Annotated in this window: 18 protein-coding genes and 3 rRNA genes; 14 read left to right on the plus strand and 7 right to left on the minus strand. The window is 69.8% G+C overall.

Annotation, left to right across the window (positions count from 1 at the left end):
- Positions 1-161: 161 nt before the first annotated feature.
- Both BX283_RS23170 and BX283_RS23175 read right to left on the minus strand, forming a co-directional pair.
- A complete protein-coding gene (locus tag BX283_RS23170) occupies positions 162-1,073 on the minus strand; it encodes an A/G-specific adenine glycosylase (RefSeq protein ID WP_373979282.1) in 912 nt (303 codons plus the stop codon).
- Positions 1,074-1,125: 52 nt separating this feature from the next.
- Positions 1,126-1,740, minus strand: coding sequence for a phosphatase PAP2 family protein (locus BX283_RS23175; protein WP_180357233.1), 615 nt, complete (start codon positions 1,738-1,740; stop codon positions 1,126-1,128).
- Between the two features lie 112 nt (positions 1,741-1,852).
- Between BX283_RS23175 and BX283_RS23180 the strand changes: the two genes are divergently transcribed.
- Positions 1,853-2,692 (plus strand): hypothetical protein, encoded by an 840-nt coding sequence (locus BX283_RS23180; RefSeq protein ID WP_101392532.1) that lies wholly within the window; start codon positions 1,853-1,855, stop codon positions 2,690-2,692.
- Between the two features lie 529 nt (positions 2,693-3,221).
- Here the strand turns inward: BX283_RS23180 and disA are convergent.
- On the minus strand, positions 3,222-4,346 hold the full coding sequence (gene disA / locus BX283_RS23185) for a DNA integrity scanning diadenylate cyclase DisA (protein WP_101389444.1): 1,125 nt from the start codon (positions 4,344-4,346) through the stop codon (positions 3,222-3,224).
- A 36-nt stretch (positions 4,347-4,382) separates the two neighbouring features.
- Positions 4,383-5,792, minus strand: a complete 1,410-nt coding sequence (gene radA / locus BX283_RS23190; protein WP_101389445.1) for a DNA repair protein RadA — start codon at positions 5,790-5,792, stop codon at positions 4,383-4,385.
- A gap of 198 nt (positions 5,793-5,990) precedes the next feature.
- On the opposite strand from radA, the gene BX283_RS23195 reads away from it, so the two are divergent.
- Positions 5,991-7,712 (plus strand): sigma-70 family RNA polymerase sigma factor, encoded by a 1,722-nt coding sequence (locus tag BX283_RS23195; RefSeq protein WP_101389446.1) that lies wholly within the window; start codon positions 5,991-5,993, stop codon positions 7,710-7,712.
- A 23-nt stretch (positions 7,713-7,735) separates the two neighbouring features.
- Here BX283_RS23195 and BX283_RS23200 read toward each other — a convergent pair whose 3' ends face one another.
- Positions 7,736-8,548 carry a hypothetical protein gene (locus BX283_RS23200; protein WP_101389447.1) on the minus strand — a complete coding sequence of 271 codons (813 nt, stop codon included), beginning with the start codon at positions 8,546-8,548 and terminating at the stop codon, positions 7,736-7,738.
- 40 nt (positions 8,549-8,588) lie between these two features.
- Here BX283_RS23200 and BX283_RS23205 point away from each other — a divergent pair, with 40 nt between their 5' ends.
- From BX283_RS23205 to ilvD, 3 genes are all read left to right on the plus strand, one after another.
- The gene (locus BX283_RS23205; RefSeq protein WP_101389448.1) at positions 8,589-9,521 is read left to right on the plus strand and encodes a Ppx/GppA phosphatase family protein; all 933 of its coding nucleotides are present in this window, start codon (positions 8,589-8,591) and stop codon (positions 9,519-9,521) included.
- An 85-nt stretch (positions 9,522-9,606) separates the two neighbouring features.
- Entirely contained in the window at positions 9,607-10,422 is an 816-nt protein-coding gene (locus tag BX283_RS23210; RefSeq protein ID WP_101389449.1) for a sugar phosphate isomerase/epimerase, read from the plus strand.
- 197 nt (positions 10,423-10,619) lie between these two features.
- Positions 10,620-12,470 carry a dihydroxy-acid dehydratase gene (gene ilvD, locus BX283_RS23215; protein WP_101389450.1) on the plus strand — a complete coding sequence of 617 codons (1,851 nt, stop codon included), beginning with the start codon at positions 10,620-10,622 and terminating at the stop codon, positions 12,468-12,470.
- A gap of 416 nt (positions 12,471-12,886) precedes the next feature.
- Here the strand turns inward: ilvD and BX283_RS23220 are convergent, their stop codons facing one another.
- Positions 12,887-15,091: a PQQ-binding-like beta-propeller repeat protein gene (locus tag BX283_RS23220; protein WP_101389451.1), complete on the minus strand. Its 2,205-nt coding sequence runs from the start codon at positions 15,089-15,091 to the stop codon at positions 12,887-12,889.
- 138 nt (positions 15,092-15,229) lie between these two features.
- Here BX283_RS23220 and BX283_RS23225 point away from each other — a divergent pair, with 138 nt between their 5' ends.
- From BX283_RS23225 to proC, 3 genes are all read left to right on the plus strand, one after another.
- On the plus strand, positions 15,230-15,520 hold the full coding sequence (locus BX283_RS23225) for a peptidase (protein WP_101389452.1): 291 nt from the start codon (positions 15,230-15,232) through the stop codon (positions 15,518-15,520).
- Between the two features lie 34 nt (positions 15,521-15,554).
- The gene (locus tag BX283_RS23230) at positions 15,555-16,037 is read left to right on the plus strand and encodes a hypothetical protein (protein ID WP_101389453.1); all 483 of its coding nucleotides are present in this window, start codon (positions 15,555-15,557) and stop codon (positions 16,035-16,037) included.
- 170 nt (positions 16,038-16,207) lie between these two features.
- Entirely contained in the window at positions 16,208-17,017 is an 810-nt protein-coding gene (proC, locus tag BX283_RS23235; RefSeq protein WP_101389454.1) for a pyrroline-5-carboxylate reductase, read from the plus strand.
- A gap of 13 nt (positions 17,018-17,030) precedes the next feature.
- On the opposite strand, the gene BX283_RS23240 is transcribed toward proC, so the two are convergent.
- Positions 17,031-17,543 carry a hypothetical protein gene (locus BX283_RS23240; RefSeq protein ID WP_143676448.1) on the minus strand — a complete coding sequence of 171 codons (513 nt, stop codon included), beginning with the start codon at positions 17,541-17,543 and terminating at the stop codon, positions 17,031-17,033.
- Positions 17,544-18,292: 749 nt separating this feature from the next.
- On the opposite strand from BX283_RS23240, the gene BX283_RS23250 reads away from it, so the two are divergent.
- The 6 genes from BX283_RS23250 (at position 18,293) to BX283_RS23275 (ending at position 26,528) form a co-directional block, all read left to right on the plus strand.
- Positions 18,293-19,818 (plus strand): 16S ribosomal RNA (locus tag BX283_RS23250).
- A 280-nt stretch (positions 19,819-20,098) separates the two neighbouring features.
- Positions 20,099-23,223: ribosomal RNA gene (locus tag BX283_RS23255) — 23S ribosomal RNA — on the plus strand.
- Between the two features lie 78 nt (positions 23,224-23,301).
- Positions 23,302-23,418 (plus strand): 5S ribosomal RNA (gene rrf / locus BX283_RS23260).
- Together the 16S, 23S and 5S rRNA genes form the textbook arrangement of a ribosomal RNA operon.
- Positions 23,419-23,493: 75 nt before the next feature.
- Positions 23,494-24,138 carry an HAD family phosphatase gene (locus BX283_RS23265; protein WP_101389456.1) on the plus strand — a complete coding sequence of 215 codons (645 nt, stop codon included), beginning with the start codon at positions 23,494-23,496 and terminating at the stop codon, positions 24,136-24,138.
- Positions 24,139-24,181: 43 nt separating this feature from the next.
- On the plus strand, positions 24,182-25,396 hold the full coding sequence (locus BX283_RS23270; protein WP_101389457.1) for an MFS transporter: 1,215 nt from the start codon (positions 24,182-24,184) through the stop codon (positions 25,394-25,396).
- Positions 25,365-26,528: an acetoin utilization protein AcuC gene (locus BX283_RS23275; RefSeq protein WP_180357234.1), complete on the plus strand. Its 1,164-nt coding sequence runs from the start codon at positions 25,365-25,367 to the stop codon at positions 26,526-26,528. The genes BX283_RS23270 and BX283_RS23275 overlap by 32 nt, the downstream gene beginning before the upstream one ends.
- Positions 26,529-26,536: the final 8 nt, after the last annotated feature.

Raw genomic sequence — 26,536 nt, forward strand, 5'->3', positions numbered from 1 at the left:
ACGGAGAGCCATCGGTTGTGTAACAGCCGAGGTTTGACCCGTGTTTACAAGGGGTACGGGCGTGTCCCCCCGGTGACACAGAGCCATCCGAAAGAGGTGCGGCCCGGGTCAACAGGGGCCACGGGCAAGGAAGTTCGCCGGTACGCCGGTGCGCCGCTCCGTCAGCTCAGCGGCAGCCGGTACACCCCGCCCGCCAGCGGCTCCACCAGTCCGTCCGCGACGAGGCCGTCGAGCGCGCGGGCCCGCTGCACCGGCTCGTGCCACACCGCGTCCAGCGCGGCCTGCGGCACGGGGTCCACCGCCTCCCGCAGCACCGCGAGCAGCTTGCCGCGCACCTGGCGGTCGGTCCCGGCGTACGTCTGGCCGCGGCGCGGCGGGCCGTCGTGCGCGGGCTTGCCCGCCAGGTGCCAGGCGCAGCGCGCGGCGATCGGGCAGCTTCCGCAGTCCTCGTTCCTGGCGGTGCACACCAGCGCGCCCAGCTCCATCGAGGCGGCCGCCCAGCGGGCCGCGCGGGCCTCGTCGTCGGGCAGCAGCGCGCGGGCGAGGCGCCGCTCGGCGGCGGTGGTGGCGTTCGGCGGGTACTGGACGCCGGTGACGGCCCGCGCGAAGACCCGGCGCACATTGGTGTCCAGGACGGCGTGGCGCTGCCCGTACGCGAAGGAGGCCACCGCGGCGGCCGTGTACTCGCCGATGCCGGGCAGCGAGAGCAGCTGGCCGTGGTCGCGCGGCACGTCGCCGCCGTGCCGTTCCGTTATCGCCACGGCGGCCCCGTGCAGCCGCAGCGCGCGGCGCGGGTAGCCGAGCCGCCCCCAGGCGCGCACGGCCTCGCCCGGCGCGTCGGCGGCCAGGTCGGCCGGGCGTGGCCAGCGGGCCAGCCACTGCTCGTACACCGGGAGCACCCGGCTCACCGGCGTCTGCTGGAGCATGAACTCGCTGACCATCACCCCCCAGGCACCGGCCTCGGGGCGGCGCCAGGGCAGGTCGCGCGCGTGCTGGTCGAACCACCCGAGGACGGGGGTGTGGAGAGCGTCGGGGGAGACCGTGTCGGGGTCGGTCGTCGGCATCGTCGTCATGGCACCCCCGATCCTGGCACGGAACGGGGGCACGACGGGTACGGCGGGCCGCTCAGCGGCGGGCGTGCAGCGGCGCGCCCGGCCCGGTCAGCCACAGAGCCGCGCCGTTGCTGCTGTTCCGCATCGACTCGACCAGCGAGCGCACCGGGCGGGTACCGGCCTTGGTCACGAGGAAGGCGACGGCCGTGCCGAGCAGCAGGCCCACCGCCACGTCGTGCGGGTAGTGCACGCCCACGTACACCCGGGAGAAGGCCATGAGCAGCGCCATCGGCACGGTCAGCGCCCAGATGCGCGGCCAGGCCAGCGCGAGCGCGACGGCCGCGCCGCCCGCGATGGTGGCGTGGTTGGAGGGGAACGACCAGTCGCCGTTGACCGGGCAGGTGATCAGGGAGGTGGCGGCGCCCTTGACCGCGCGGCACGGGCGCTCCTCGTCCACCAGCGACTTGATCACCTCGCTGGAGAGGTACGCGGCGGCGGTCGCCAGCGGGGCGAGCAGCGCCAGGGCCATCGCCGTCGAACCGGCCCGGCGCGCCCGCCACCAGCAGACGACGAACAGCACGCCGAACAGGATCAGCCCCACCTCCGTCCAGAGCTCAAGGAGGTGCTGCAGCCACGAGGGGTTGTCGTGGGCGAAGTCGGTGATGTCGCGGTAGAGATCGCTATCCATGGTGACGGACAGTATGGAACATCGCCTTCCGGAATGATGATCCGGAAAAGTTGCGGCGGGCGAGCGGCGGGTGGGGCGGGAGTTGGTGCGGAACTCTCGTAGAGTTTCGTCCGTGGGATCTCTGCGCAATCCGGTCGGGCCGCTTCCCTCCTCCATCTACTGGCGACGGAGGGCAGTCGCGCTGTCCTTGCTCGCGCTGCTCGCGGTGGTGATCCTATGGGCCGTCAGTTCCGGTGGCGGGGGCGGAAGTAAGGGCAGCTCCAACGACAAGGGCTCCCATCCGGCCCCCTCGATCACGCCGGGGCCGGGGAGCTCGGGCCCGGCGATCAGTACGGCGCCGGGGGGCCGCGACGAGACCCCCGGCGGCTCCGGCTCCTCGTCCGCGGGTTCCTCCTCTTCCTCCTCGGGCGGCGGTACGGGCGGTTCGTCCGGCGGCGTCGGCAACGGGGGCGCGGACGGCGGGGGTTCGGGGTCCGGAGGCGGCGCGGGCGCCGTCGGCGGCGGCTCCTCCGACGGCGGTACGGCGCGGCAGGTGCCCGCGGAGTCCACGCTGCCGGTCTGCGCGCCGGGTCAGCTGAAGCTGACGGTCCGGAGCCTGAAGAACACGTACGCGCCCGGGGAGAAGCCGCGGGTCGAGATCTCCGTCGAGAACACGACGTCCTCCACCTGCAAGGCGGACCTCGGGCCCAAGGGCGCGGTGCTCGTGGTGACGGACTCCGGGGACAGCAAGGTGTGGGCGTCGGACGACTGCCCGAGCGGGCCGGGGAGCGTGCTGTTCCAGGTGCCGGGCAAGGGGACGGTCACGCATGTGGTGGCGTGGGACCGGACGCGGAGCGCGGCACACTGCGCGACGCCGCCGCCGGGCGCCCCGTCCCCGGGCACGTACCTCTTCGAGGTCCAGACCCCGGGCCTGCCGGTGGCCCGAGCGCCGTTCTCCTTGACGAAGGACTAGTTTCGCGGGCGGCGTCGAGGGCCCACGTCCCCTGCAGGCTACTTTCCGGGGCTCCGCCCCGGTCCCGGTTCGTCTGCGGACCGTGGCGGGCTGGTCGCGCAGTTCCCCGCGCCCCTTATCGAGGCCGTCGTTCGTCTGCGGGCCGTCCCCAACTGAGCGCGCAGTTCCCCGCGCCCCTTAAATGCGCCCCTGCGGGGCGCCCCTGTAGGGGCGCGGGGAACGGCGCGAGCAACCGGCCACGGTCCGCAGATGAAGGGGGGTTGAGGGGCGCGGGGAACGGCGCGAGCAACCGGCCACGGCCCGCAGACGAAGGAGGGGTTAGGGGCGCGGGGAACGGCGCGAGCAACCCAGCACGGTCCGCAGACAAACACCGGCCAAAAAAGGGGCGCGAGGAACTGCGCGAGCAACCCACCACACACCCGCAGACGAACCCCGGGCCAAAAAAGGGGCGCGGGGAACTGCGCGACCAGCCCACCGCATCCCGCAGACAAACACCGGGCCGCAGTCGACTCACCGCACCCCGGCGGAGCTAGACGTAGCGCTCCAGGATGGACGACTCCGCCAGCCGGGACAGCCCCTCCCGGACGCTCCGAGCCCGCGCCTCGCCGACCCCGTCGACCGTCTGGAGGTCGTCCACCGACGCGGCCAGCAGCTTCTGGAGGCCGCCGAAGTGCTCCACCAGGCGCTCGATGATCGCGCCGGGCAGGCGGGGGACCTTGGCCAGGAGGCGGTAGCCGCGCGGGGAGACCGCGGAGTCCAGCGTCTCGGGCGAGCCGCTGTAGCCCAACGCCCTCGCCACTATGGGGAGTTCGAGCAGCTCCGCATGGGTCAGCTCGTTCAGCTCGTGCAGCGCCTCGGCCACCGTACGCGAGCGCTTCGCCGTCGGCTCCGGCACATAGTCCCGCACCACCAGCTCCCGCTCGGGCTCGACGCCCGCGATCAGCTCGTCCAGCTGGAGCGAGAGCAGTCGCCCGTCCGTGCCCAACTCCACCACGTACTCGGCGATTTCCGTGGCGATGCGTCTGACCATCTCCAGGCGCTGCGCCACCGCCGTCACGTCCCGGACCGTCACCAGGTCCTCGATCTCCAGCGCGGAGAGCGTGCCCGCCACCTCGTCCAGGCGCAGCTTGTACCGCTCAAGCGTCGCCAGCGCCTGGTTGGCGCGCGAGAGGATCGCCGCCGACTCCTCCAGGACCCGGCGCTCCCCGTCCACGTACAGCGCGATCAGGCGCATGGACTGGGAGACCGAGACGACCGGGAAGTTGCACTGCTTGGAGACGCGGTCCGCCGTGCGGTGGCGGGTGCCCGTCTCCTCCGTGGGGATGTCCGCGTCCGGGACCAGCTGCACCCCGGCCCGGTGGATCTTGGTGATGTCCTTGTCCAGGACCAGCGCGCCGTCGAGCTTGCACAGCTCGCGCAGCCGCGTCGCGGTGAACTCGACGTCCAGGACGAAGCCGCCCGTGCACATCGAGTCGACCGTCTTGTCGAGGCCGAGGACGATCAGGCCGCCCGTGTTGCCCCGGAGGATGCGCTCCAGGCCGTCGCGGAGTGCGGTGCCGGGCGCGACGGCGCTCAGCGCGGCACGCATCAGCGCTTCGTTGCCGGAGCCTGTGCCGGACTTGCCGGATCCCGCTGCCCGGTCGTTGGCTGCCACTGCACTCCTCCGGTCGCAGACGTTCGACGGCAAAGTCTACCGGCGCTCCTCCTCCCCCCGTGGGGCCTCCGTGCGACGCCCGCGCGGCAGCACCCGCAGGGCGTCCCCCATGTCGGCGACTTCCGTGACCTTCATACCGGCCGGGACCTTGCCCGGGTCGGACGGCACCAGCGCGTGCGTGAAGCCCAGGCGGTGGGCCTCGGCGAGCCGGCGCTGGACGCCCGTCACCCGTCTGACCTCGCCCGCGAGCCCCACCTCACCGATCGCCACCAGGTTCTTCGGCAACGGGGTGTCGCTCGCCGCCGACGCCAGCGCGAGGGCGATCGCCAGGTCCGCGGCGGGCTCGGAGAGCTTCACCCCGCCGACCGTCGCACTGTAGATGTCGCGCTTGCCCAGCGCGCTGATCCGCCCGCGCTGCTCCAGGACCGCCAGCATCATCGAGACCCGCGAGGTCTCCAGGCCCGACGTGGTGCGGCGCGGGGAGGGGATCTGGGAGTCGACGGTGAGCGCCTGGACCTCGGCCACCAGGGGCCTGCGGCCCTCCAGGGTCACCGTCAGGCACGTGCCCGGCACCGGCTCGTCGCGCCGGGTGAGGAACAGGCCCGACGGGTCGGCCAGGCCCGTGATCCCCTCGTCGTGCAGCTCGAAGCAGCCCACCTCGTCCGTCGCCCCGTACCGGTTCTTCACGCCGCGCACCAGCCGCAGGCGCGCGTGCCGGTCGCCCTCGAAGGACAGGACCACGTCCACGAGGTGTTCGAGCAGACGCGGGCCCGCGATCGCGCCGTCCTTCGTGACGTGGCCGACCAGGAGCGTCGCCATCCCGCGCTCCTTGGAGGCGCGGATCAGCGCGCCCGCCACCTCGCGCACCTGCGCCATGCCGCCGGGCGCGCCGTCGATCTCCGGGGAGGCGACGGTCTGCACGGAGTCGAGGACGAGCAGGGACGGCTTGACCGCGTCCAGATGGCCGAGCACCGCCGAGAGGTCCGTCTCGGCCGCCAGATACAGATGGTCGTTGAGCGCGTTGATCCGGTCGGCGCGCAGCCGGACCTGGCTCGCGGACTCCTCGCCCGTCACATAGAGGGTGGGGTGCGCCTCGTGGGCCGCCTTCGCCGCCACGTCGAGCAGCAGCGTGGACTTGCCGACGCCCGGCTCGCCCGCGAGCAGCACCACCGCGCCCGGGACGAGCCCGCCGCCCAGGACGCGGTCCAGCTCGTCGACGCCGGTCGAGCGCGCGGTGGCCTGGCGGGCGTCCACCTGGCCGATCGGCAGCGCGGCGGCGGAGACCCGGCCCGCCGACGTGGTGCGCACCGCGGGCGCGCCGTACTCCTCGACCGTCCCCCACGCCTGGCACTCGGGGCAGCGGCCGAGCCACTTGGCGGTCGTCCAGCCGCATTCGGTGCAGCGGTAGGACGGCCGGTCCTTCGCGGATTTCGTACGGGTAGCCATGACGTCACCGTAGCGGCGACCACTGACAGCGCCGCCGGGCGGCGCATCCTCGGGGTCCGGCCGGTGGCATATCCACGGCCGAAGGCCGTTCCCCCACAAGGGGGAAGGCAACGTTCCGCGTCGAGGAAGGCAAGCTTCCGCGATGGAAGAGCGGGTTCCTGTCCCCTTTTGAGGGATACCTTCACCCGTAAGGAGTAAATGTGCTCAAGGGGCACGAAGGACCCGGGATCCTGCGCCTACCTTCGCCGGGTGAAGAGCAGCGGTCTGGATCACTCCACGCACACCACCGGCGCACACCGGGCGCAGCGCCGCGCGCCCCGGACGTTGACCCAGCGCCCGCCGGCGCGTTACGAGGCGTATCTCGACGGCCTGTTCACGTACTGCCTGTCCGTGCTCTGCGACCACGACGAGGCCGTCCACGTCCTCGGTGACGTCCTCGCCGTCTCCGAGCGCCAGCACGCGCGCTGCCCCGACACCGAGGCCGAGCGCAAGGCGTGGCTGTACGCGCTGGCGCGCTGGTCCTGTCTGCGCAAGCTCGCCGAGCGCAAACGCGCCCGCAAGGGCGCCCACACCGGCCGCCCGCAGACCTGCGAGCCGGGCGCGGCCGCGTCCGCCGACCCCGAGGAGGCCGAGCGGCGGCAGCGCGAACTGGCCCTGCTCGCCTGGCCCGAGGCGGCCGGCACCACCCCCGAGCAGCGCGAGGCCCTGGAGCTCGCCGTCCGCCACCAGCTGGGCCCCCGCGAGGTCGCCTCCGTCCTCGGCATGAGCTACCCGGCCGCCCGCGAGCTGCTCGCCGCGGGCGCCTGCGAGGTCGAGCGGACCCGGGCCGCGCTCGCCGTCGTCGAGACCGGCGGCTGCCCGTCGGTGGCCCGGCTCACCGGCGACCACCAGGTGCTGCTGTCGGCGGCCCTGCGCCGCGAACTGGTCCGGCACGTCGACGACTGCCCGCGCTGCCGCCGGGCCGCCGAGCGCGCCGGTGCCGCCGGGCCCTGGCCGGGCTCCTCGGTCACCCCGGCCGCGCTGCCGCTGGCCGAGGCGCCGCGCGCGGCGGCGTACGCGGCGATGCTCCATGTGCCCAGGACCCGCGGCGGCGCGCCCCGCTTCGACCGGTCCGGCTTCCCGATGGACCCCAAGGACCGCGCCGCCCGCCGCGACCGGCTGCGCGCGCGTGCCGTGACGACCACGGTGGTGGCCACGGTCGTCGCCGCCCCGGCCTTCGCGCTCTGGGCCGCCTACCGGGGCGCCCCCGCGACCGGCGAGTCGCACGACGGCGCCAAGATCACCGCCAGCGAGGCGGACAGCGGCGGCGAGGGGCTTCCGTACGAGCGCTATCAGAACGCGGGCAACGCCCGCACCGACCCCGACCCCCGCGCCACCCCGGGCGGCCGCGCCCCCGCCGACGTCTCCGTGGAGGTCGTCAGCCCGGGCTCGGCCAGCCCGACGAGCCCCGGCGAGCTCACCGTCTCGGCCCGTTCGCAGGGCGGCGTCACGGTCCTCACGCTCACCGCGACGGGCGACGGCCCGGTGAACTGGTCGCTGTGGACGGACGCGCCCTGGCTCGTCTTCAGCAGCACGGGCGGGACGCTGGACGCGGGCGGAAACGTATCCGTGTACGTGTCGGTCAACCACGCGCGCGAACCGCGCGGCCCCTGGTCGGCCCAGGTGGGCGTGCGGCCCTCGGGCGCGGTCGTGCGGATCACCGGGACCGGGCAGGGCACCCGGGCCATCCCGCCCGCCTCGCCCGACCCCGGCACACCGTCCTCGCCGGAGCCGACCCCGCCGACCACGCCGCCCGCCTCCCCGACGCCGACCAGCCCCTCGCCCACGCCGACCTCGCAGTCGCCGACCCCGACCCCGACGGACCCGTCCTCTCCGCCGGGCACGCCGAGCGACACGGCGTCGCCGACCCAGCCGTCATGAGCGGTCCGCCGGTGCGGCCGCCGTCAGCGGGACGGGTCCGCCGGGTGCGGTGCCACCAGCGGCAGCGAGGACGCGAGCCGCGCCTCGCACAGGCCCACGAGCACGTCGTACGCCTTCTTGCCCATCAGCTCGGTCAGCTCCGGCCGGTAGGTCACATAGACCGGGTCGCCCGCGCCGTGCGCCGAGGTCGCCGAGGTGCACCACCAGTGCAGGTCGTGGCCGCCCGGACCCCAGCCGCGCCGGTCGTACTCACCGATCGAGATCTGCAGCACGCGCGTCTCGTCCGGCCGGTCGATCCAGTCGTACGTACGCCGCACCGGCAGCTGCCAGCAGACGTCCGGCTTGGTCTCCAGCGGCTCCTTGCCCTCCTTGAGCGCCAGGATGTGCAGCGAGCAGCCCGCGCCGCCCGCGAACCCGGGCCGGTTCTGGAAGATGCAGGAACCTTCCCACCTGCGGGTCTGCCGCTCGCCGTCCTCGTCGAGCTGGACCCAGCCGCTCTGCGTTCCCTCGTCGTGGAACTGCCACAGCTCCGGCGTGAGCCGCGCCACGTGCTCCGCCACGCGCTTCTCGTCGTCCTCGTCCGAGAAGTGCGCGCCGAGCGTGCAGCAGCCGTCGTCGGCGCGGCCCGCCTGGATGCCCTGGCAGCCGCTGCCGAAGATGCAGGTCCACCGCGAGGTCAGCCAGGTCAGGTCGCAGCGGAAGACCTGTTCGTCGTCGGCGGGGTCCGGGAACTCGACCCACGCGCGCGGGAAGTCGACCCCCTGCTCGTCGGCCCGCTGCTTGGGAGTCTTGGGGGCCTTGGCTTTGCCCGGCTTCGCCTTTTTCGTCTTTGGCACGGGACAAGCGTATGTCCGCAACCGCAGTAGCGTTCAGCTCATGAGACTCGGAGTCCTCGATGTGGGGTCGAATACGGTTCACCTGCTGGTGGTGGACGCGCACGCCGGTGCCGCGCCGCTGCCCGCGTACTCGCACAAGGCCGAGCTGAGGCTCGCCGAGCTCCTCGACGAGGACGGTGCGATCGGACCGGAGGGCGTCGACCGGCTGGTGGCCACGGTCAGCGGCGCGCTGATCGCGGCCGAGGACAAGGGCGTCGAGGAAATGCTCCCGTTCGCCACCTCGGCGGTGCGCGAGGCCAGCAACGCGGACCTGGTGCTCGCCCGGGTCAAGGAGGAGACCGGCGTCGACCTCGGTGTCCTCTCCGGCGAGGAGGAGGCCCGCCTCACCTTCCTCGCGGCCCGCCGCTGGTACGGCTGGTCCGCCGGGAAACTGCTGCTCCTGGACATCGGCGGCGGCTCCCTGGAGGTCGCGTACGGGATCGACGAGGAGCCCGACGCGGCCGTCTCGCTGCCGCTGGGCGCGGGCCGGCTCACCGCCGCCTGGCTGCCGGGCGACCCGCCCGACCCGTCCGACGTACGGGCCCTTCGCCGCCACGTCCGCGCGCAGATCGCCCGTACCGTCGGCGAGTTCACCCGCTCCGGCTCCCCGGACCACGTGGTCGCCACCTCCAAGACCTTCAAGCAGCTCGCCAGGATCGCGGGCGCCGCCCGCTCCACCGAGGGCGTGTACGTCCAGCGCACCCTGAGCCGCAAGTCGCTGGAGGAGTGGGTGCCCAAGCTCGCCGCGATGACCACCGAGCAGCGCACCACGCTGCCCGGCGTCTCCGAGGGCCGGGCCCGCCAGCTGCTGGCGGGGGCGCTGGTGGCCGAGGGGGCGATGGACCTGTTCGGGGTGGAGGAGCTGGAGATCTGCCCGTGGGCGCTGCGCGAGGGCGTGATCCTGCGCCACCTCGACCAGCTGCCGGTGGGATGACGTCCGGCGGCGCGGCGGCGGCCGGATCCGGCCGCCCGGACACTCCCCTCGCGGACCCTCTTGCGGGTGCCCGTACGCTGTCTCCGTGGCAGAACCAGTAGTGCGCATCCCGGATGCGAAGGTCGCCCTGTCGACGGCTTCGGTCTATCCGGAGTCGACGGCGACGGCCTTCGAGATCGCGGCGCGCCTGGGGTACGACGGCGTCGAGGTCATGGTCTGGACCGACCCGGTCAGCCAGGACATCGACGCCCTGCGCCGCCTGTCGGACTACCACCAGGTGCCCATCCTGGCCGTTCACGCCCCTTGTCTGCTGATCACCCAGCGGGTCTGGTCGACCGACCCCTGGGTGAAGCTGCAACGCGCGAGAGCCGCCGCCGAGAAGCTGGGCGCCTCCACCGTGGTGGTGCACCCGCCGTTCCGCTGGCAGCGCCAGTACGCCCGCGACTTCGTCACCGGCATCTGGCGGATGGCGGACGAGACGGACGTACGGTTCGCCGTCGAGAACATGTACCCGTGGCGCTACCGCGACCGGGAGATGCTCGCGTACGCACCCGACTGGGACGTCACCAAGGACGACTACCGGCACTTCACGGTCGACCTCTCGCACGCCGCGACCGCCCGCACCGACGCGATGGCGATGGTCGACCGCATGGGCGACCGGCTCGCCCACGTCCACCTCGCCGACGGCAAGGGCTCGGCCAAGGACGAGCACCTGGTGCCCGGCCGCGGCAACCAGCCGTGCGCCGAACTCCTGGAGGGACTGGCCCGCACGGGCTTCGACGGCCATGTGGTCATCGAGGTCAACACCCGCCGAGCGATGTCGGCGGCCGAACGCGAGGCCGACTTGGCGGAGGCGCTGGCCTTCACGCGGCTGCATCTGGCTTCGAAGGTACGCCGCTGATCAACGCTTTGGCGTGGGCGGCGTTGCTTTAGCGCAGGTGGCGGACGCTCGGGACCGCGGTCCGAGACCGAAGGGGCGGCGCCCGGATGCCGAGCCGCGCGTCCCGCCATCCGGACAGCCTGTCCAGATCTTGGAGCCGGAGCGTACGCTCGAAGGCAGCCCCATCTGTCTGAGAAGGACGCTAAGGAGCAAGCGCAATGCCCGAGCTGAGGTCCCGCACCGTCACCCACGGCCGCAATATGGCCGGCGCCCGCGCCCTGATGCGCGCCTCGGGCGTAGCCGGCGCGGACATCGGCAAGCCGATCATCGCCGTGGCGAACAGCTTCACCGAGTTCGTCCCCGGGCACACCCACCTCGCCCCCGTCGGCCGCATCGTCTCCGACGCGATCCTGGCCGCCGGCGCCGTCCCCCGCGAGTTCAACACCATCGCGGTCGACGACGGCATCGCGATGGGCCACGGCGGCATGCTCTACAGCCTCCCCTCCCGCGACCTGATCGCGGACAGCGTGGAGTACATGGTCGAGGCCCACTGCGCCGACGCCCTGATCTGCATCTCCAACTGCGACAAGATCACCCCGGGCATGCTGATGGCCGCGATGCGCCTCAACATCCCCACCGTCTTCGTCTCCGGCGGCCCGATGGAGGCCGGCCAGGCCACCCTCGTCGACGGCACCGTCCGCAAGCTCGACCTGATCGATGCCATGGTCGACGCGGCCAACGAGAAGATCTCGGACGCGGACGTCCTGCGCATCGAGGAGAACGCCTGCCCCACCTGCGGCAGCTGTTCCGGCATGTTCACCGCCAACTCGATGAACTGCCTGACCGAGGCCATGGGCCTGAGCCTGCCCGGCAACGGCTCGGTCCTCGCCACCCACACCGCCCGCCGCGCCCTGTACGAGAACGCGGCCCGTACGGTCGTCGACATCACCAAGCGGTACTACGAGGACGACGACGCCTCCGTCCTCCCGCGCAGCATCGCCACGCGCGCGGCGTTCGAGAACGCGATGGCGCTCGACATCGCCATGGGCGGCTCCACCAACACGATCCTGCACCTGCTGGCCGCCGCCCAGGAGGCCGAGCTCGACTACGACCTGAAGGACATCGACGCGGTGTCCCGCCGGGTGCCGTGCCTGGCCAAGGTCGCGCCCAACGTCGCGCCCACCACCACGTACTACATGGAGGACGTGCACCGCGCGGGCGGCATCCCCGCCATCCTCGGCGAGCTCTACCGCGCGGGCCTGCTCAACGAGGACGTCCACACCGTGCACTCCCGCTCCATCAAGGAGTGGCTGGACGCGTGGGACGTGCGCGGGGGCTCCGCGACGCCCGAGGCCGTCGAGCTGTGGCACGCGGCGCCCGGCTGCGAGCGCTCGGCGACCGCGTTCTCGCAGTCCAAGCGCTGGGAGACGCTCGACACGGACGCGGCGAACGGCTGCATCCGCGACGCGGCGCACGCGTACTCGCGGGACGGCGGCCTGGCCGTCCTCAAGGGCAACCTCGCCGAGGACGGCTGCGTAGTGAAGACGGCCGGCGTCGACGAGTCCATCTGGACGTTCGAGGGCCCGGCGGTCGTCTGCGAGTCGCAGGACGAGGCCGTCGACAAGATCCTCCGCAAGGAGGTCAAGGAGGGCGACGTCGTCGTCATCCGCTACGAGGGCCCCAAGGGCGGCCCCGGTATGCAGGAGATGCTCTACCCGACGTCGTTCCTCAAGGGGCGCGGCCTCGGCAAGTCCTGCGCGCTGGTCACGGACGGCCGCTTCTCCGGTGGCACTTCGGGCCTGTCCATCGGCCACGCCTCGCCCGAGGCGGCGTCCGGCGGCACGATCGCCCTGGTCGAGGACGGCGACCGCATCCGCATCGACATCCCCAGCCGCTCGATCGAACTCCTGGTCCCCGAGGCCGAGTTGACGGCCCGTCGGGAGTCGCTGGGCGGGGTGTACGCCCCGAAGTCCCGCGAGCGGAAGGTCTCGGCGGCGCTGCGGGCGTACGCGGCGATGGCCACGAGCGCGGACAAGGGCGCGGTCCGAGACGTCTCCAAACTGTCCTGACGCCGCACTGGCCAGCGCCGGGGATTCCCGACACCCCGGCGGGGCCTTGGCGGGTCGTGCTCGCCGTCTCCCCCCGCCGCCGCTGTGGGCGCGCGCCGCGTCTCTCTCCCCCCCGCCGCTGCGGATGCGCGTGCCGCCGCTATCCGCCGCCGCTGGTGGGCCCGCGCACCGCTGTACCCCCCGCCGCTGTGGGCGTGCGTGCCGCTAGGGGCGGCACGGGCGGGCACAGCGGCACCCCGGCCCCGCCGGAACCCCGCAACCCGCCCTGACCCCGGCCCCGCACAGGCCCGCACCGGAGGCTCCGCCCCTCGGGACCCCGTTCGGCTGCGGGCCGTCCCCAACTGGTCGCGCAGTTCCCCGCGCCCCTGAGATGCGTCCCTTCGGGACGCCCAGAGGGGATTGCCCCGCAGCAGCATTCAAGGGGCACCGCGCCCCGCCAAAGCCCCCACCCCCACCCCAAACACCGCCCCATCCGGCGCACCCCCGTACACCACCGCCCCCACCACCACCGGCGCCCCCAGACTCGCCGCAAACGTGTCCCGCCCGGACGCCATCCGCGGGGCCGTCTGTCCGACCAGCACCCCCCGCCCCGCGTCCACGGCCAGCAACCGCCCGTCCGAAGCGGTGACGTACACCCGTCCCCCGCCCGCGACCGGGCGCGAGGCCCGCGCCGCCCCCGTCTCCAGCCGCCACAGCTGCGCGCCGCGCCCCGCGTCCACCGCGAGCAGTGACCCGCCCGCCCCGAACACGTACACCCGGGAGCCGTCGTCGGCGACGGTCGCCTGCGCCTGGTCGACGGGGGCGGGCAGCGGCGTACGGCGTACCGCCCGGGTCGCCGTGTCCAGACGTACGACCGCCGTCGTGAAGCTGTCGGCGTCCGCCGCGAGCAGGGCGAGCGCCCCGCCCGCCACCCCGACGGGCCCCAGCGAGCCCGGCAGCCGCTTGGTCCACAGCACCTTGCCGGTGTTCGGCGCGACGGCGGTGACCAGCGAGGTCGCCGCGTCCTCGGCCACCGACACGGCGTACCACGCCGTTCCGCCGGGCGCCGCGACCCACTGCGCCGTCGCGGCGGCGGGCCGCCCGCGCCAGCGCTCCTTGCCGGTCGCGCTGTCGAGGCAGCGCACCTCGCCGCTGTCGGCGGTGAACACGACGGACGTGTCGCCGATGGCGAGCGCCGCGTGCGCCGGGACCGGGCGGGACCAGCGCGTGGCGCCGGTCGCCGGGTCGAGCGCCTCGACACGGCCCGCGCCCGGCGGCGCCACGAGGACGAGCCCGCCCGAGACCCGCGGCTGCCCGTCGTCGGCCACCCGCCCGGCCGCGCCCTTGGCCTTCACCGACCACACGACGTGCCCGTTCGCGGGATCGAGCCGGGCCGCCGTGACACCGGGGGCGGCGCAGTAAAGGGCCCGGTCCGCTCCGGCGAAGGAGCAGGCCGGGGTGCGGTTGCCGCCCCCGCCGCCCGCGAGCGGCACGGCCCAGGGCGTGAACGCGTCCGCGCGCCGGGCCACTTGACCGGCCGGACCCGTCGGCGGGGCGCTGTCGCCGTCCCCGCCCGCCCCCATCCGTACACCCAGCACCCCACCCGCCACCACGGCCACGAGCGCCGCACCGGCGGCGACCCACCGCAGCGGCCGACGCGCCCGCCCGGGAGCCGGGACGGGCTCGGCGGCGGCTCTCTTGTGCGTGGGCACGTCGGAGGAGGAACCCTCCTCCTCCCCGCCCGGCCAGGGCCGCCCCGGCACCTTCTCGACCGGATTGCGGAACCGCTGGGTCGGGATGAAGGCCTCGGTCCCGTACGCCGCCGACCGCAGCTCCGCCATCAGCTCGTCCGGCGTCGGCCGGTCCTCGGGCTTCTTGGCGAGACAGCTCCGCAGCAGCGGTACGAGATCGTCCGGAACCCCGGTCAGATCGGGCTCGTTGTGCACGACCTGGTACGCCACGATGTAGTGGCTCTCGGAGTCGAACGGCCCGTTCCCGGTCGCCGCGTGCACCAGCACCGCGCCCATCGCGAAGACATCGGCGGCGGGCCCGACCTCGCGCGGCGACTGGAACTGCTCCGGCGCCATGAACGGCGGCGTGCCGATCAGCTTCCCCGTCTCGGTGCGCAGATCGCTGTCGTACGGGCGCGAGATGCCGAAGTCGATGACCTTGGGCCCGTCGGCGGCGAGCAGGACGTTGCTGGGCTTGAGGTCGCGGTGCACGACCCCGGCGCGATGGATGTCGCGCAGCGCCTCGGCGAGCCCGGCGCCGAGCCGCCGCACCTGCGAGGGCGCGAGCGGCCCGTTGAGCTTCACTTCCTCGGCGAGGGTGGGCCCGGGGATGTAGAGCGTGGCCATCCAGGGCCGCGCGGCCGTCGGGTCGGCGTCGACGACGGACGCGGTGAACGCCCCGCTCACCCGCCGCGCGGCCGACACCTCCTGCCGGAACCGCGCCCTGAACTCGGGGTCCTTGGCGTGCTGGGCGTGCACGACCTTGACGGCCAGGCGCAGGCCGGAGGCCGACGCGGCCAGATGGACCACGCCCATGCCGCCGGAGCCGAGCGTCGACTCCAGCAGGTACTGCCCCGCGTACTCCGGATGATCCGCTTCTGGGCCCGGCCCCGTGCTGCGCAGCGGCGGCATCGCCCACCCCCGTGTGTTCGTCCCCGAGCGCGACGCTCGGAGCCTAGTCGATGATGCGTGCGAGACCCGAGGGGCTTGCTAGCCTGCGGGTCGCGTGCGAGGCGTACGCACAGTGACGGTGATGGGGGAGGACCGGAGATGACTGCGGAAGAGCTCGCGGACGTGGCGGCCGAGACGACGACGAAGCGGTACCCGGTGGCGCCGGGCGTCCGCGTGAACGTCCGCAGCGGCCCGGGCACCGGATACCCGGTGGTCAAGGTGCTGTCCGCCGGGGTGAGCGTCCCGATCAACTGCCAGTGCCCCGGCACGACGGTCTCCGGCCCGTACGGGACGACCAACATCTGGGACAACATCGCCAACGGTCAGTACGTGTCGGACGCGTACGTGAAGACGGGCAGCGACGGTTACGTGGCGGTCCGCTGCGGCTGAGGTCGGCGCTCGCGGCCGGGGGATAATCGAGCCCATGAGCGACCAGAACGGCAACGGCGGCGGCCCCGAGCCGGAGCCCATCCGCTTCTTCGGCACGACGTGGGTCGACCACGACAACGGCTACGGCCTGCGCCGCGCCGGGGTGGCGATCGGCGCCCTGGCCGCGGCGGTGGCGGCGTGCTTCGTGCTGCGTTTCGCGTACGAGGGTCTCCAGATCGCGGACACCGGCAGCTTCGTGACCGTGCTGGTCGTGGTGATGTTCGCGGTGTGCAGCGCGATGGCGTTCCGCAAGACCTGGGAGGGCTTCAGCGCGCGCCCCACGGACCCGGAGCGGGAGCGTTCCCTCCAGGGCCTGAAGGCGATCGGCTTCGTGGGCTCCCTCCTGGCCTACGCCTTCCGCGCCCTCCAGGAGGCCCCCGGCGAAACGCTCCACCGCAAGGAGTACGAGGAGGCGCTGAAGCGCTGGGAACGCCGCAAGGGCAACCCGGCGACCCGAAAGCGCCCGAAGCGGAAGTAGGGGCCCCGGGGATTGCCGCGGAGCGGCATTTTTCAGGGGCGCGGGGAACTGCGCGACCAGCCCGGCATGGTCCGCAGAAGAAGCAAGGGGGTCGGGGGCGCAGCCCCCAGCGGCCCACCCACGGTGCGAGGATGAGGCCGAAGACCCCGCACCACCCGGAGGGTGACCGCATGACCCACACCGTCGCAGTCCTCGGCACCGGCAAGATCGGCGAAGCCCTCCTGAGCGGGATGATCCGCGCCGGCTGGAACCCCGCGAACCTCCTCGTCACCACCCGCCGCCCCGACCGCGCCGAAGAACTCCGCACCCGCTACGGCGTCGAGGCCGTCACCAACGCCGACGCCGCCAAGCGCGCCGACACCCTGATCCTCGCCGTGAAGCCCCAGGACATGGGCCGCCTCCTCGACGAACTCAGCCCGCACATCACCCCCGACCGCCTGGTCATCAGCGCCGCCGCCGGCATCCCCACCGCGTTCATCGAGGAACGGCTCGCCCCGAACACCCCGGTCGTCCGCGTCATGCCGAACACCCCGGTCCTCGTGGACGAGGGCATGTCCGTCATCAGCGCCGGCAGCCACGCGACCCCGACCCACCTCGCCCACACCGAGGAGATCTTCGGCGGCGTCGGCAAGACCCTGCGCGTCCCCGAGTCCCAGCAGGACGCGGCCACCGCACTCTCCGGCTCGGGCCCGGCGTACTTCTACTACCTCGTCGAGGCGATGACCGACGCCGGCATCCTGCTCGGCCTGCCGCGCGCCCAGGCCCACGACCTGATCGTGCAGGCCGCCATCGGCGCCGCCGTGATGCTCCGCGACAGCGGCGAACACCCGGTCAAGCTCCGCGAGGCCGTCACCTCCCCGGCGGGAACCACGATCAGCGCGATCCGCGAACTGGAGAACCACGGCGTACGGGCCGCCCTGATCGCCGCCCTGGAAGCCGCCCGCGACCGCAGCCGAGAGCTGGCGTCGGGCAACGGCTGAGCCCCCGGCTCCCTCAGTCCCGCCGTCGCCACCGCACGGAGGCGACGGCGGCCCCTCCGCCCACCAGCAGGACGGACGTCCCCACCACCAGCGCGGCGGCCCCGACGGGCTCCCCTTCCCCCACGTCACGGGCGGCCCCCAGGGGATCACCGGGGACCTCGACAGCATCCGCGCCCACCACGCGATACGTCCGCTCCACTCCGTACGAACGTGTCTCACCCCGTACAGCCGCGTGCCGCGCGAGCGGCGACCGTACGGAGTGAAGCTGCTCTGCATACACACACGAGTCCCGAAGCAGCCGTTCCAGCCGATCCGCTTCGGCCCGCGACACCTCGTCGTGGCACCGCCGCAGCCGGTGGATCTCGTCGCGCGTCTCCCGGTTGACTGCATCCACCACGCGCGCGCGGACGCGCGCGACCCGCTCGTCGCCGTCGGTGGCGTACGCGGTCACGGCCCCGACCACACTCGCGGCGCTCAGGACGGCGGTGACCCCGACAACTCCGGCGACTCGGACAAGACTCCTCATGCAGCCCAAACTAGGCGTGCACCCACCTGCCCCAGATCGGCCGTCCTGCCACTCCTCCCTCGGCCGAAAGAACCAGCCGGACGGCCCCCCGGGCCGGGGTTGACACGCCCTTGACCCGTACGTAGTGTTCTCCGAGTTGTCCGACGTGAGCGCCGACTCCGGTCGGTCCCCGGACAGCCATTCCGCACCAACCACTTGATCCGAACGGCGATCCGCCGTCTCGTTTTTCGTGCGCTTTTGCGAAATGAGGAATCGCGTTCGAAAGGGCGCAACCCCCGATTGGCATCGGGGGCCAGGATTCCGCTAAAGTCTTACTCGTCGGAACGGCCGAACAGCCGGGAAGACAAACCGACTTGACCCGGGAGACCGGAAATCGGAACCGCGAGGATCTGATAGAATCGGAACCGCCGGAAAGGGAAACGCGAAAGCGAAAACCTGGAAAGCACCGAGGAAGTCGGACCGGGAAACGGTCTGATAGAGTCGGAAACGAAGGAAGCGCCCGGAGGGCCCGGAAACGGGAACAAAGGAAGCGTCCGTACCTTGAGAACTCAACAGCGTGCCAAAAGTCAACGCCAGATTGACAACCCCGGCCCACCGCTTGTCGGTTGGGTTGGAGGTTCCTTTGAAAAGTCCTGCAGGCCCTCGTGGTCGGCAGGCAATTACACAGCGAGGACGCTGAGGACGGTCGGTCTTATTCCGACATGACTGTCCCGCTCTTTCGTGTGTGCGCACCGGATTACCGGTACACATTCATGGAGAGTTTGATCCTGGCTCAGGACGAACGCTGGCGGCGTGCTTAACACATGCAAGTCGAACGATGAAGCCCTCCGGGGTGGATTAGTGGCGAACGGGTGAGTAACACGTGGGCAATCTGCCCTTCACTCTGGGACAAGCCCTGGAAACGGGGTCTAATACCGGATACGACCCGCCTCGGCATCGAGGTGGGTGGAAAGCTCCGGCGGTGAAGGATGAGCCCGCGGCCTATCAGCTTGTTGGTGGGGTAATGGCCTACCAAGGCGACGACGGGTAGCCGGCCTGAGAGGGCGACCGGCCACACTGGGACTGAGACACGGCCCAGACTCCTACGGGAGGCAGCAGTGGGGAATATTGCACAATGGGCGAAAGCCTGATGCAGCGACGCCGCGTGAGGGATGACGGCCTTCGGGTTGTAAACCTCTTTCAGCAGGGAAGAAGCGAAAGTGACGGTACCTGCAGAAGAAGCGCCGGCTAACTACGTGCCAGCAGCCGCGGTAATACGTAGGGCGCAAGCGTTGTCCGGAATTATTGGGCGTAAAGAGCTCGTAGGCGGCTTGTCACGTCGGATGTGAAAGCCCGGGGCTTAACCCCGGGTCTGCATTCGATACGGGCTAGCTAGAGTGTGGTAGGGGAGATCGGAATTCCTGGTGTAGCGGTGAAATGCGCAGATATCAGGAGGAACACCGGTGGCGAAGGCGGATCTCTGGGCCATTACTGACGCTGAGGAGCGAAAGCGTGGGGAGCGAACAGGATTAGATACCCTGGTAGTCCACGCCGTAAACGTTGGGAACTAGGTGTTGGCGACATTCCACGTCGTCGGTGCCGCAGCTAACGCATTAAGTTCCCCGCCTGGGGAGTACGGCCGCAAGGCTAAAACTCAAAGGAATTGACGGGGGCCCGCACAAGCAGCGGAGCATGTGGCTTAATTCGACGCAACGCGAAGAACCTTACCAAGGCTTGACATATACCGGAAACGGCCAGAGATGGTCGCCCCCTTGTGGTCGGTATACAGGTGGTGCATGGCTGTCGTCAGCTCGTGTCGTGAGATGTTGGGTTAAGTCCCGCAACGAGCGCAACCCTTGTTCTGTGTTGCCAGCATGCCCTTCGGGGTGATGGGGACTCACAGGAGACTGCCGGGGTCAACTCGGAGGAAGGTGGGGACGACGTCAAGTCATCATGCCCCTTATGTCTTGGGCTGCACACGTGCTACAATGGCCGGTACAATGAGCTGCGATGCCGTGAGGCGGAGCGAATCTCAAAAAGCCGGTCTCAGTTCGGATTGGGGTCTGCAACTCGACCCCATGAAGTCGGAGTTGCTAGTAATCGCAGATCAGCATTGCTGCGGTGAATACGTTCCCGGGCCTTGTACACACCGCCCGTCACGTCACGAAAGTCGGTAACACCCGAAGCCGGTGGCCCAACCCCTTGTGGGAGGGAGCTGTCGAAGGTGGGACTGGCGATTGGGACGAAGTCGTAACAAGGTAGCCGTACCGGAAGGTGCGGCTGGATCACCTCCTTTCTAAGGAGCACAGTACCGATTGCAGGCAAATGTTCTGCACGGTCAGCTCATGGGTGGAACGTTGACTATTCGGCACGGTTTTCGAGGGATCACTAGTACTGCTTCGGCGTGGAACGTGAACCTGAGGGAGCCGGGCCGGGCACGCTGTTGGGTGTCTGAAGGCACGGGCTTTGCCCGCTTCACCTTCAGTCGCCGGCCCCAGTGAACTCACCATGTTGTTGGTGGGGTGATGGGTGGCTGGTCGTTGTTTGAGAACTGCACAGTGGACGCGAGCATCTGTGGCCAAGTTTTTAAGGGCGCACGGTGGATGCCTTGGCACCAGGAACCGATGAAGGACGTGGGAGGCCACGATAGTCCCCGGGGAGCCGTCAACCAGGCTTTGATCCGGGGGTTTCCGAATGGGGAAACCCGGCAGTCGTCATGGGCTGTCACCCATGCCTGAACACATAGGGCATGTGGAGGGAACGAGGGGAAGTGAAACATCTCAGTACCCTCAGGAAGAGAAAACAACCGTGATTCCGGGAGTAGTGGCGAGCGAAACCGGATGAGGCCAAACCGTATGCGTGTGATACCCGGCAGGGGTTGCGCATACGGGGTTGTGGGATCTCTTTGTCACAGTCTGCCGGCTGTGAGACGAGTCAGAAACCGTATGAATAGGCGAAGGACATGCGAAAGGTCCGGCGTAGAGGGTAAGACCCCCGTAGCTGAAATTCATGCGGCTCGTTTAAGAGACACCCAAGTAGCACGGGGCCCGAGAAATCCCGTGTGAATCTGGCGGGACCACCCGTTAAGCCTAAATATTCCCTGGTGACCGATAGCGGATAGTACCGTGAGGGAATGGTGAAAAGTACCGCGGGAGCGGAGTGAAATAGTACCTGAAACCGTGTGCCTACAAGCCGTGGGAGCGTCGCGTTGCATGCTTGCATGCAACGTCGTGACTGCGTGCCTTTTGAAGAATGAGCCTGCGAGTTAGCGGTGTGTAGCGAGGTTAACCCGTGTGGGGAAGCCGTAGCGAAAGCGAGTCCGAACAGGGCGATATAGTTGCACGCTCTAGACCCGAAGCGGAGTGATCTAGCCATGGGCAGGTTGAAGCGGAGGTAAGACTTCGTGGAGGACCGAACCCACCAGGGTTGAAAACCTGGGGGATGACCTGTGGTTAGGGGTGAAAGGCCAATCAAACTCCGTGATAGCTGGTTCTCCCCGAAATGCATTTAGGTGCAGCGTCGTGTGTTTCTTGCCGGAGGTAGAGCACTGGATAGGCGATGGGCCCTACCGGGTTACTGACCTTAGCCAAACTCCGAATGCCGGTAAGTGAGAGCGCGGCAGTGAGACTGTGGGGGATAAGCTCCATGGTCGAGAGGGAAACAGCCCAGAGCATCGACTAAGGCCCCTAAGCGTACGCTAAGTGGGAAAGGATGTGGAGTCGCAGAGACAACCAGGAGGTTGGCTTAGAAGCAGCCACCCTTGAAAGAGTGCGTAATAGCTCACTGGTCAAGTGATTCCGCGCCGACAATGTAGCGGGGCTCAAGCGTACCGCCGAAGTCGTGTCATTGCAGCAATTAAGCCCCAACGGGTGCTGTGATGGGTAGGGGAGCGTCGTGTGCCGGGTGAAGCCGCAGCGGAAGCTAGTGGTGGACGGTTCACGAGTGAGAATGCAGGCATGAGTAGCGATACACACGTGAGAAACGTGTGCGCCGATTGACTAAGGGTTCCTGGGTCAAGCTGATCTGCCCAGGGTAAGTCGGGACCTAAGGCGAGGCCGACAGGCGTAGTCGATGGACAACCGGTTGATATTCCGGTACCCGCTTTGAAACGCCCAATATCGAATCAGGCGATGCTAAGTCCGTGAAGCCGTTCCGGACCCTTCGGGGAAAGGAAAGTGGTGGAGCCGACGAACCAGACTTGTAGTAGGTAAGCGATGGGGTGACGCAGGAAGGTAGTCCAGCCCGGGCGGTGGTTGTCCCGGGGTAAGGGTGTAGGCCGTGTGGTAGGCAAATCCGTCACACGTTAAGGCTGAGACCTGATGCCGAGCCGATTGTGGTGAAGTGGATGATCCTATGCTGTCGAGAAAAGCCTCTAGCGAGTTTCATGGCGGCCCGTACCCTAAACCGACTCAGGTGGTCAGGTAGAGAATACCGAGGCGTTCGGGTGAACTATGGTTAAGGAACTCGGCAAAATGCCCCCGTAACTTCGGGAGAAGGGGGGCCATCACTGGTGATGAGTCTTGCACTCTGAGCTGGGGGTGGCCGCAGAGACCAGCGAGAAGCGACTGTTTACTAAAAACACAGGTCCGTGCGAAGCCGTAAGGCGATGTATACGGACTGACGCCTGCCCGGTGCTGGAACGTTAAGGGGACCGGTTAGCTCCATTTCGGTGGGGCGAAGCTGAGAACTTAAGCGCCAGTAAACGGCGGTGGTAACTATAACCATCCTAAGGTAGCGAAATTCCTTGTCGGGTAAGTTCCGACCTGCACGAATGGCGTAACGACTTCTCGACTGTCTCAACCATAGGCCCGGTGAAATTGCACTACGAGTAAAGATGCTCGTTTCGCGCAGCAGGACGGAAAGACCCCGGGACCTTTACTACAGTTTGATATTGGTGTTCGGTTCGGCTTGTGTAGGATAGGTGGGAGACTTTGAAGCAGCCACGCCAGTGGTTGTGGAGTCGCCGTTGAAATACCACTCTGGTCGTGCTGGATGTCTAACCTGGGTCCGTGATCCGGATCAGGGACAGTGTCTGATGGGTAGTTTAACTGGGGCGGTTGCCTCCTAAAGAGTAACGGAGGCGCCCAAAGGTTCCCTCAGCCTGGTTGGCAATCAGGTGTTGAGTGTAAGTGCACAAGGGAGCTTGACTGTGAGACCGACGGGTCGAGCAGGGACGAAAGTCGGGACTAGTGATCCGGCGGTGGCTTGTGGAAGCGCCGTCGCTCAACGGATAAAAGGTACCCCGGGGATAACAGGCTGATCTTCCCCAAGAGTCCATATCGACGGGATGGTTTGGCACCTCGATGTCGGCTCGTCGCATCCTGGGGCTGGAGTCGGTCCCAAGGGTTGGGCTGTTCGCCCATTAAAGCGGTACGCGAGCTGGGTTTAGAACGTCGTGAGACAGTTCGGTCCCTATCCGCTGTGCGCGTAGGAATATTGAGAAGGGCTGTCCCTAGTACGAGAGGACCGGGACGGACGAACCTCTGGTGTGCCAGTTGTCCTGCCAAGGGCATGGCTGGTTGGCTACGTTCGGAAAGGATAACCGCTGAAAGCATCTAAGCGGGAAGCCTGCTTCGAGATGAGTATTCCCACCTCCTTGAGAGGGTAAGGCTCCCAGTAGACGACTGGGTTGATAGGCCAGATGTGGAAGCCTCGTAAGGGGTGGAGCTGACTGGTACTAATAGGCCGAGGGCTTGTCCTCAGTTGCTCGCGTCCACTGTGTTAGTTCTGAAATAACGAACAGCCGTGTTGTTGCCCGGTTTCGTTAATTTCATAGTGTTTCGGTGGTCATAGCGTTAGGGAAACGCCCGGTTACATTCCGAACCCGGAAGCTAAGCCTTTCAGCGCCGATGGTACTGCAGGGGGGACCCTGTGGGAGAGTAGGACACCGCCGAACAAATTTTGAGAAAAGCCCCGTACCGGGAAACCGGTACGGGGCTTTTCTGCGTTTACCGGCGTTTAGGGTCGAGCCATGCGCTATGACCTCATCATCTTCGACAACGACGGCGTGCTCGTCGACAGCGAGCCGATCTCGAACACCATCCTCGCCGGGTACCTCACCGAGCTGGGCTTCCCCACCTCGTACGAGGAATCCATTCGCGACTACATGGGCTCCGCCATGCACCGCATCCACGACCTGATCCAGGAGCGGACCGGGCAGGTGCTGCCCGCCGACTTCGACGACGCCTTTCATGCCCGGGTCTTCGCCGCCTTCGAGCGGGAGCTCCAGCCGGTGGCCGGGGCCGCCGACGTGCTCGCGAAGCTGGTGGCGGACGGGGTGCCGTACTGCGTCGCGTCCTCCGGGAGCCATGAGCGGATCCGCGTGGGGCACCGTACGACCGGGCTCGACGAGTGGTTCGAGGAGGAGTGGGTGTTCTCCTCGCAGGACGTCGGGCGCGGGAAGCCGGCGCCGGACCTGTTCCTGTACGCCGCCGAGCGCATGGGTGTCGCGCCGGAGCGGTGTGCCGTCGTCGAGGACAGCCCGCTCGGGGTGCAGGCCGCGCGGGCCGCCGGGATGGATGTGTACGGGTTCACCGCCATGACGCCCGAGGAGCGGCTCCAGGGCGCCACGGCCCTCTTCTCCGACATGGCACAGCTGCGCGAATTGCTCGGGTGATCTGTCTACCCAGGGGTAGCTTGCGGCCCTAAGCTCTGCGGCCATGACAGACGTACGCCTGCGGCGGGGCCGGGCGTCCCTCGCGCTCAGCTTCTGCGCGCAGGGCATCGCCTTCGCCCTCCTGGTGACCCGTATCCCGGCGATCCAGGACCAGTACGGGATATCCGACGGCCTGTTGCCGGCGTTCCTCGCGGGTGTGCCGATCCTGGCCGGGGTCGGGAGCGTCACCACCGAGCACCTGGTGAAGCGGGTGGCGCCCAGTGTGGCGCTGCGGTGGGTGCAGCCGCTCGTGCTGCTCGCGCTGCTCGGCGTCGCGGCCGGGGACCGAATGTGGCAGGCGGCCGTCTCGCTCGCGGCGTTCGGGCTGGCCGTCGGCGGGCTCGACGCGTGCATGAACATGCTGGGGATCAGCCTTCAGCGCGCGTACGGGCGCAGCATCATCCTGGGCTTCCACGCCGCGTTCAGCCTCGGCGGGATCGTGGGCGCCTCGCTCGCCTGGGTGGGGGCGCACTGGGACCTGTCGCTGCTCGTCTCGTATCTGCCGGTCGTCCTGGTGCTGCTGCCGCTGTGTCTGGCCGGGAGCCGGTGGTACGTGGACGGGGAGGCGGCCACTGTCGGCCCGGAGGCCGGTTCCGGGAGCGACGCGGCGGGTGGCAAGCCCGTCGCCTTCCGGCTGCTGCTGCCGCTCTGCCTGGTGATGGCCTTCGCGTACATCGGGGACTCGACCGTCTCCAACTGGAGCGCGAAGTACCTCCAGGACGTCCTCGGCAGCTCCGAGCAACTGTCGACCGTCCCGTACAACGTCTACATGGTCACCACCCTGCTGGGGCGGGCGGCCGGGGACCACGGGGTGCGGCGGTTCGGGGCCGTGGCCGTGGTGCGGGGCGGGGCCGTGCTCGCGAGCGCCGGGTTCGCGGTCGTCGCGGTGGCGCCGGGGCCGTGGGTGGGGATGCTCGGGTTCACCATGCTGGGGTTCGGGCTGTGCGTGATCGTGCCGCAGACATACGCGGCGGCGGGGCGGCTGTTCCCGCAGGCCTCGGACGCGGCGATCGCGCGGCTCAACGTCTTCAACTACGTGGGCTACCTCTTCGGGTCGCCGCTGGTCGGCGGGATCGGCGGCGCGTGGAGCTATCGCGGCGCCATGCTCATCCCGATGGTGCTGGTTCTGCTGACGCTCGTGTACGCCCGTTCGTTCGGCGCGGAGGGCGCCCGATACGGTGGCGGGCATGAGCGGCCGCACACTGTTGATGTGGGATGACGCCGTCACGGCGTACGACTTCGGACCGAGCCATCCGATGGATCCGGTACGGCTCTCGCTGACCATGGGGTTGGTGCGGGCGTACGGGCTGGACAAGGCGGTCGACGTGGTGGCCGCGCCGGCGGCGGGGGACTCGACGCTGCGGCTCGTCCACCGCGAGGACTATGTGGCGGCCGTACGGGCCGCCTCGGCGGATCCGGGTGCCGCGGACCAGGCGTACGGCCTGGGGACCGTGGACGACCCCGCGTTCGCCGGGATGCACGAGGCGTCCGCGCTCATCGCCGGGCAGTCCGTGGGGGCCGCGGAGGCGGTGTGGCGGGGGGACGCGGCGCACGCGGTGAACTTCGCGGGTGGGCTGCACCACGCGATGCCGGGCGGGGCGGCGGGGTTCTGCATCTACAACGACGCGGCGCTCGCGATCGCCCGCCTCCTGGAGCTGGGGGCGGAGCGGGTCGCGTACGTGGATGTGGACGTGCACCACGGGGACGGCGTGCAGGCGGCGTTCTGGGACGACCCGAGGGTGCTGACGATCTCCCTCCACGAGCATCCCCGGCTGCTGTTCCCCGGGACGGGGTGGCCGGAGGAGACGGACGCGGACGGGACGGCCGTCAACGTGGCGCTGCCGGCCGGGACCGGGGACGAGGGGTGGCTGCGGGCCTTCCACTCCGTGGTGCCGGAGCTGCTGGCCGAGTTCCGCCCCCAGGTGCTGGTGACGCAGCACGGCGCGGACACGCACTTCGAGGACCCGCTGGCGCATCTGGCGGTCTCGCTGGACGCCCAGCGGGCCGTCCAGGAGGCCTGCCACGCGCTGGCGCACGAGCATGTGGCGGGCGGGAAGTGGGTGGCCCTCGGGGGCGGAGGGTACGCCGTGGTGGACGTGGTGCCGCGCTCGTGGACGCATCTGGTGGGGGTGGCGGGGCATGCCCCCGTCGACCCCGCGTCCGTGATCCCCTCCTCGTGGCGGGACGAAGTGTTCGCGCGTACGCGGCAGTTGGGGCCGGGGCGGATGACGGACGGGCGGGCCGTGCTGTGGCGTGACTGGGAGTCGGGGTACGACCCGGCGGACCGACTAGACCAGGCGATCCTGGCGACTCGTCGGGCGGTTTATCCGTTGCGGGGGTTGCTGGCGTAGGGGCTTCG

Source organism: Streptomyces sp. TLI_146, assembly GCF_002846415.1.
GTDB lineage: Bacteria > Actinomycetota > Actinomycetes > Streptomycetales > Streptomycetaceae > Streptomyces.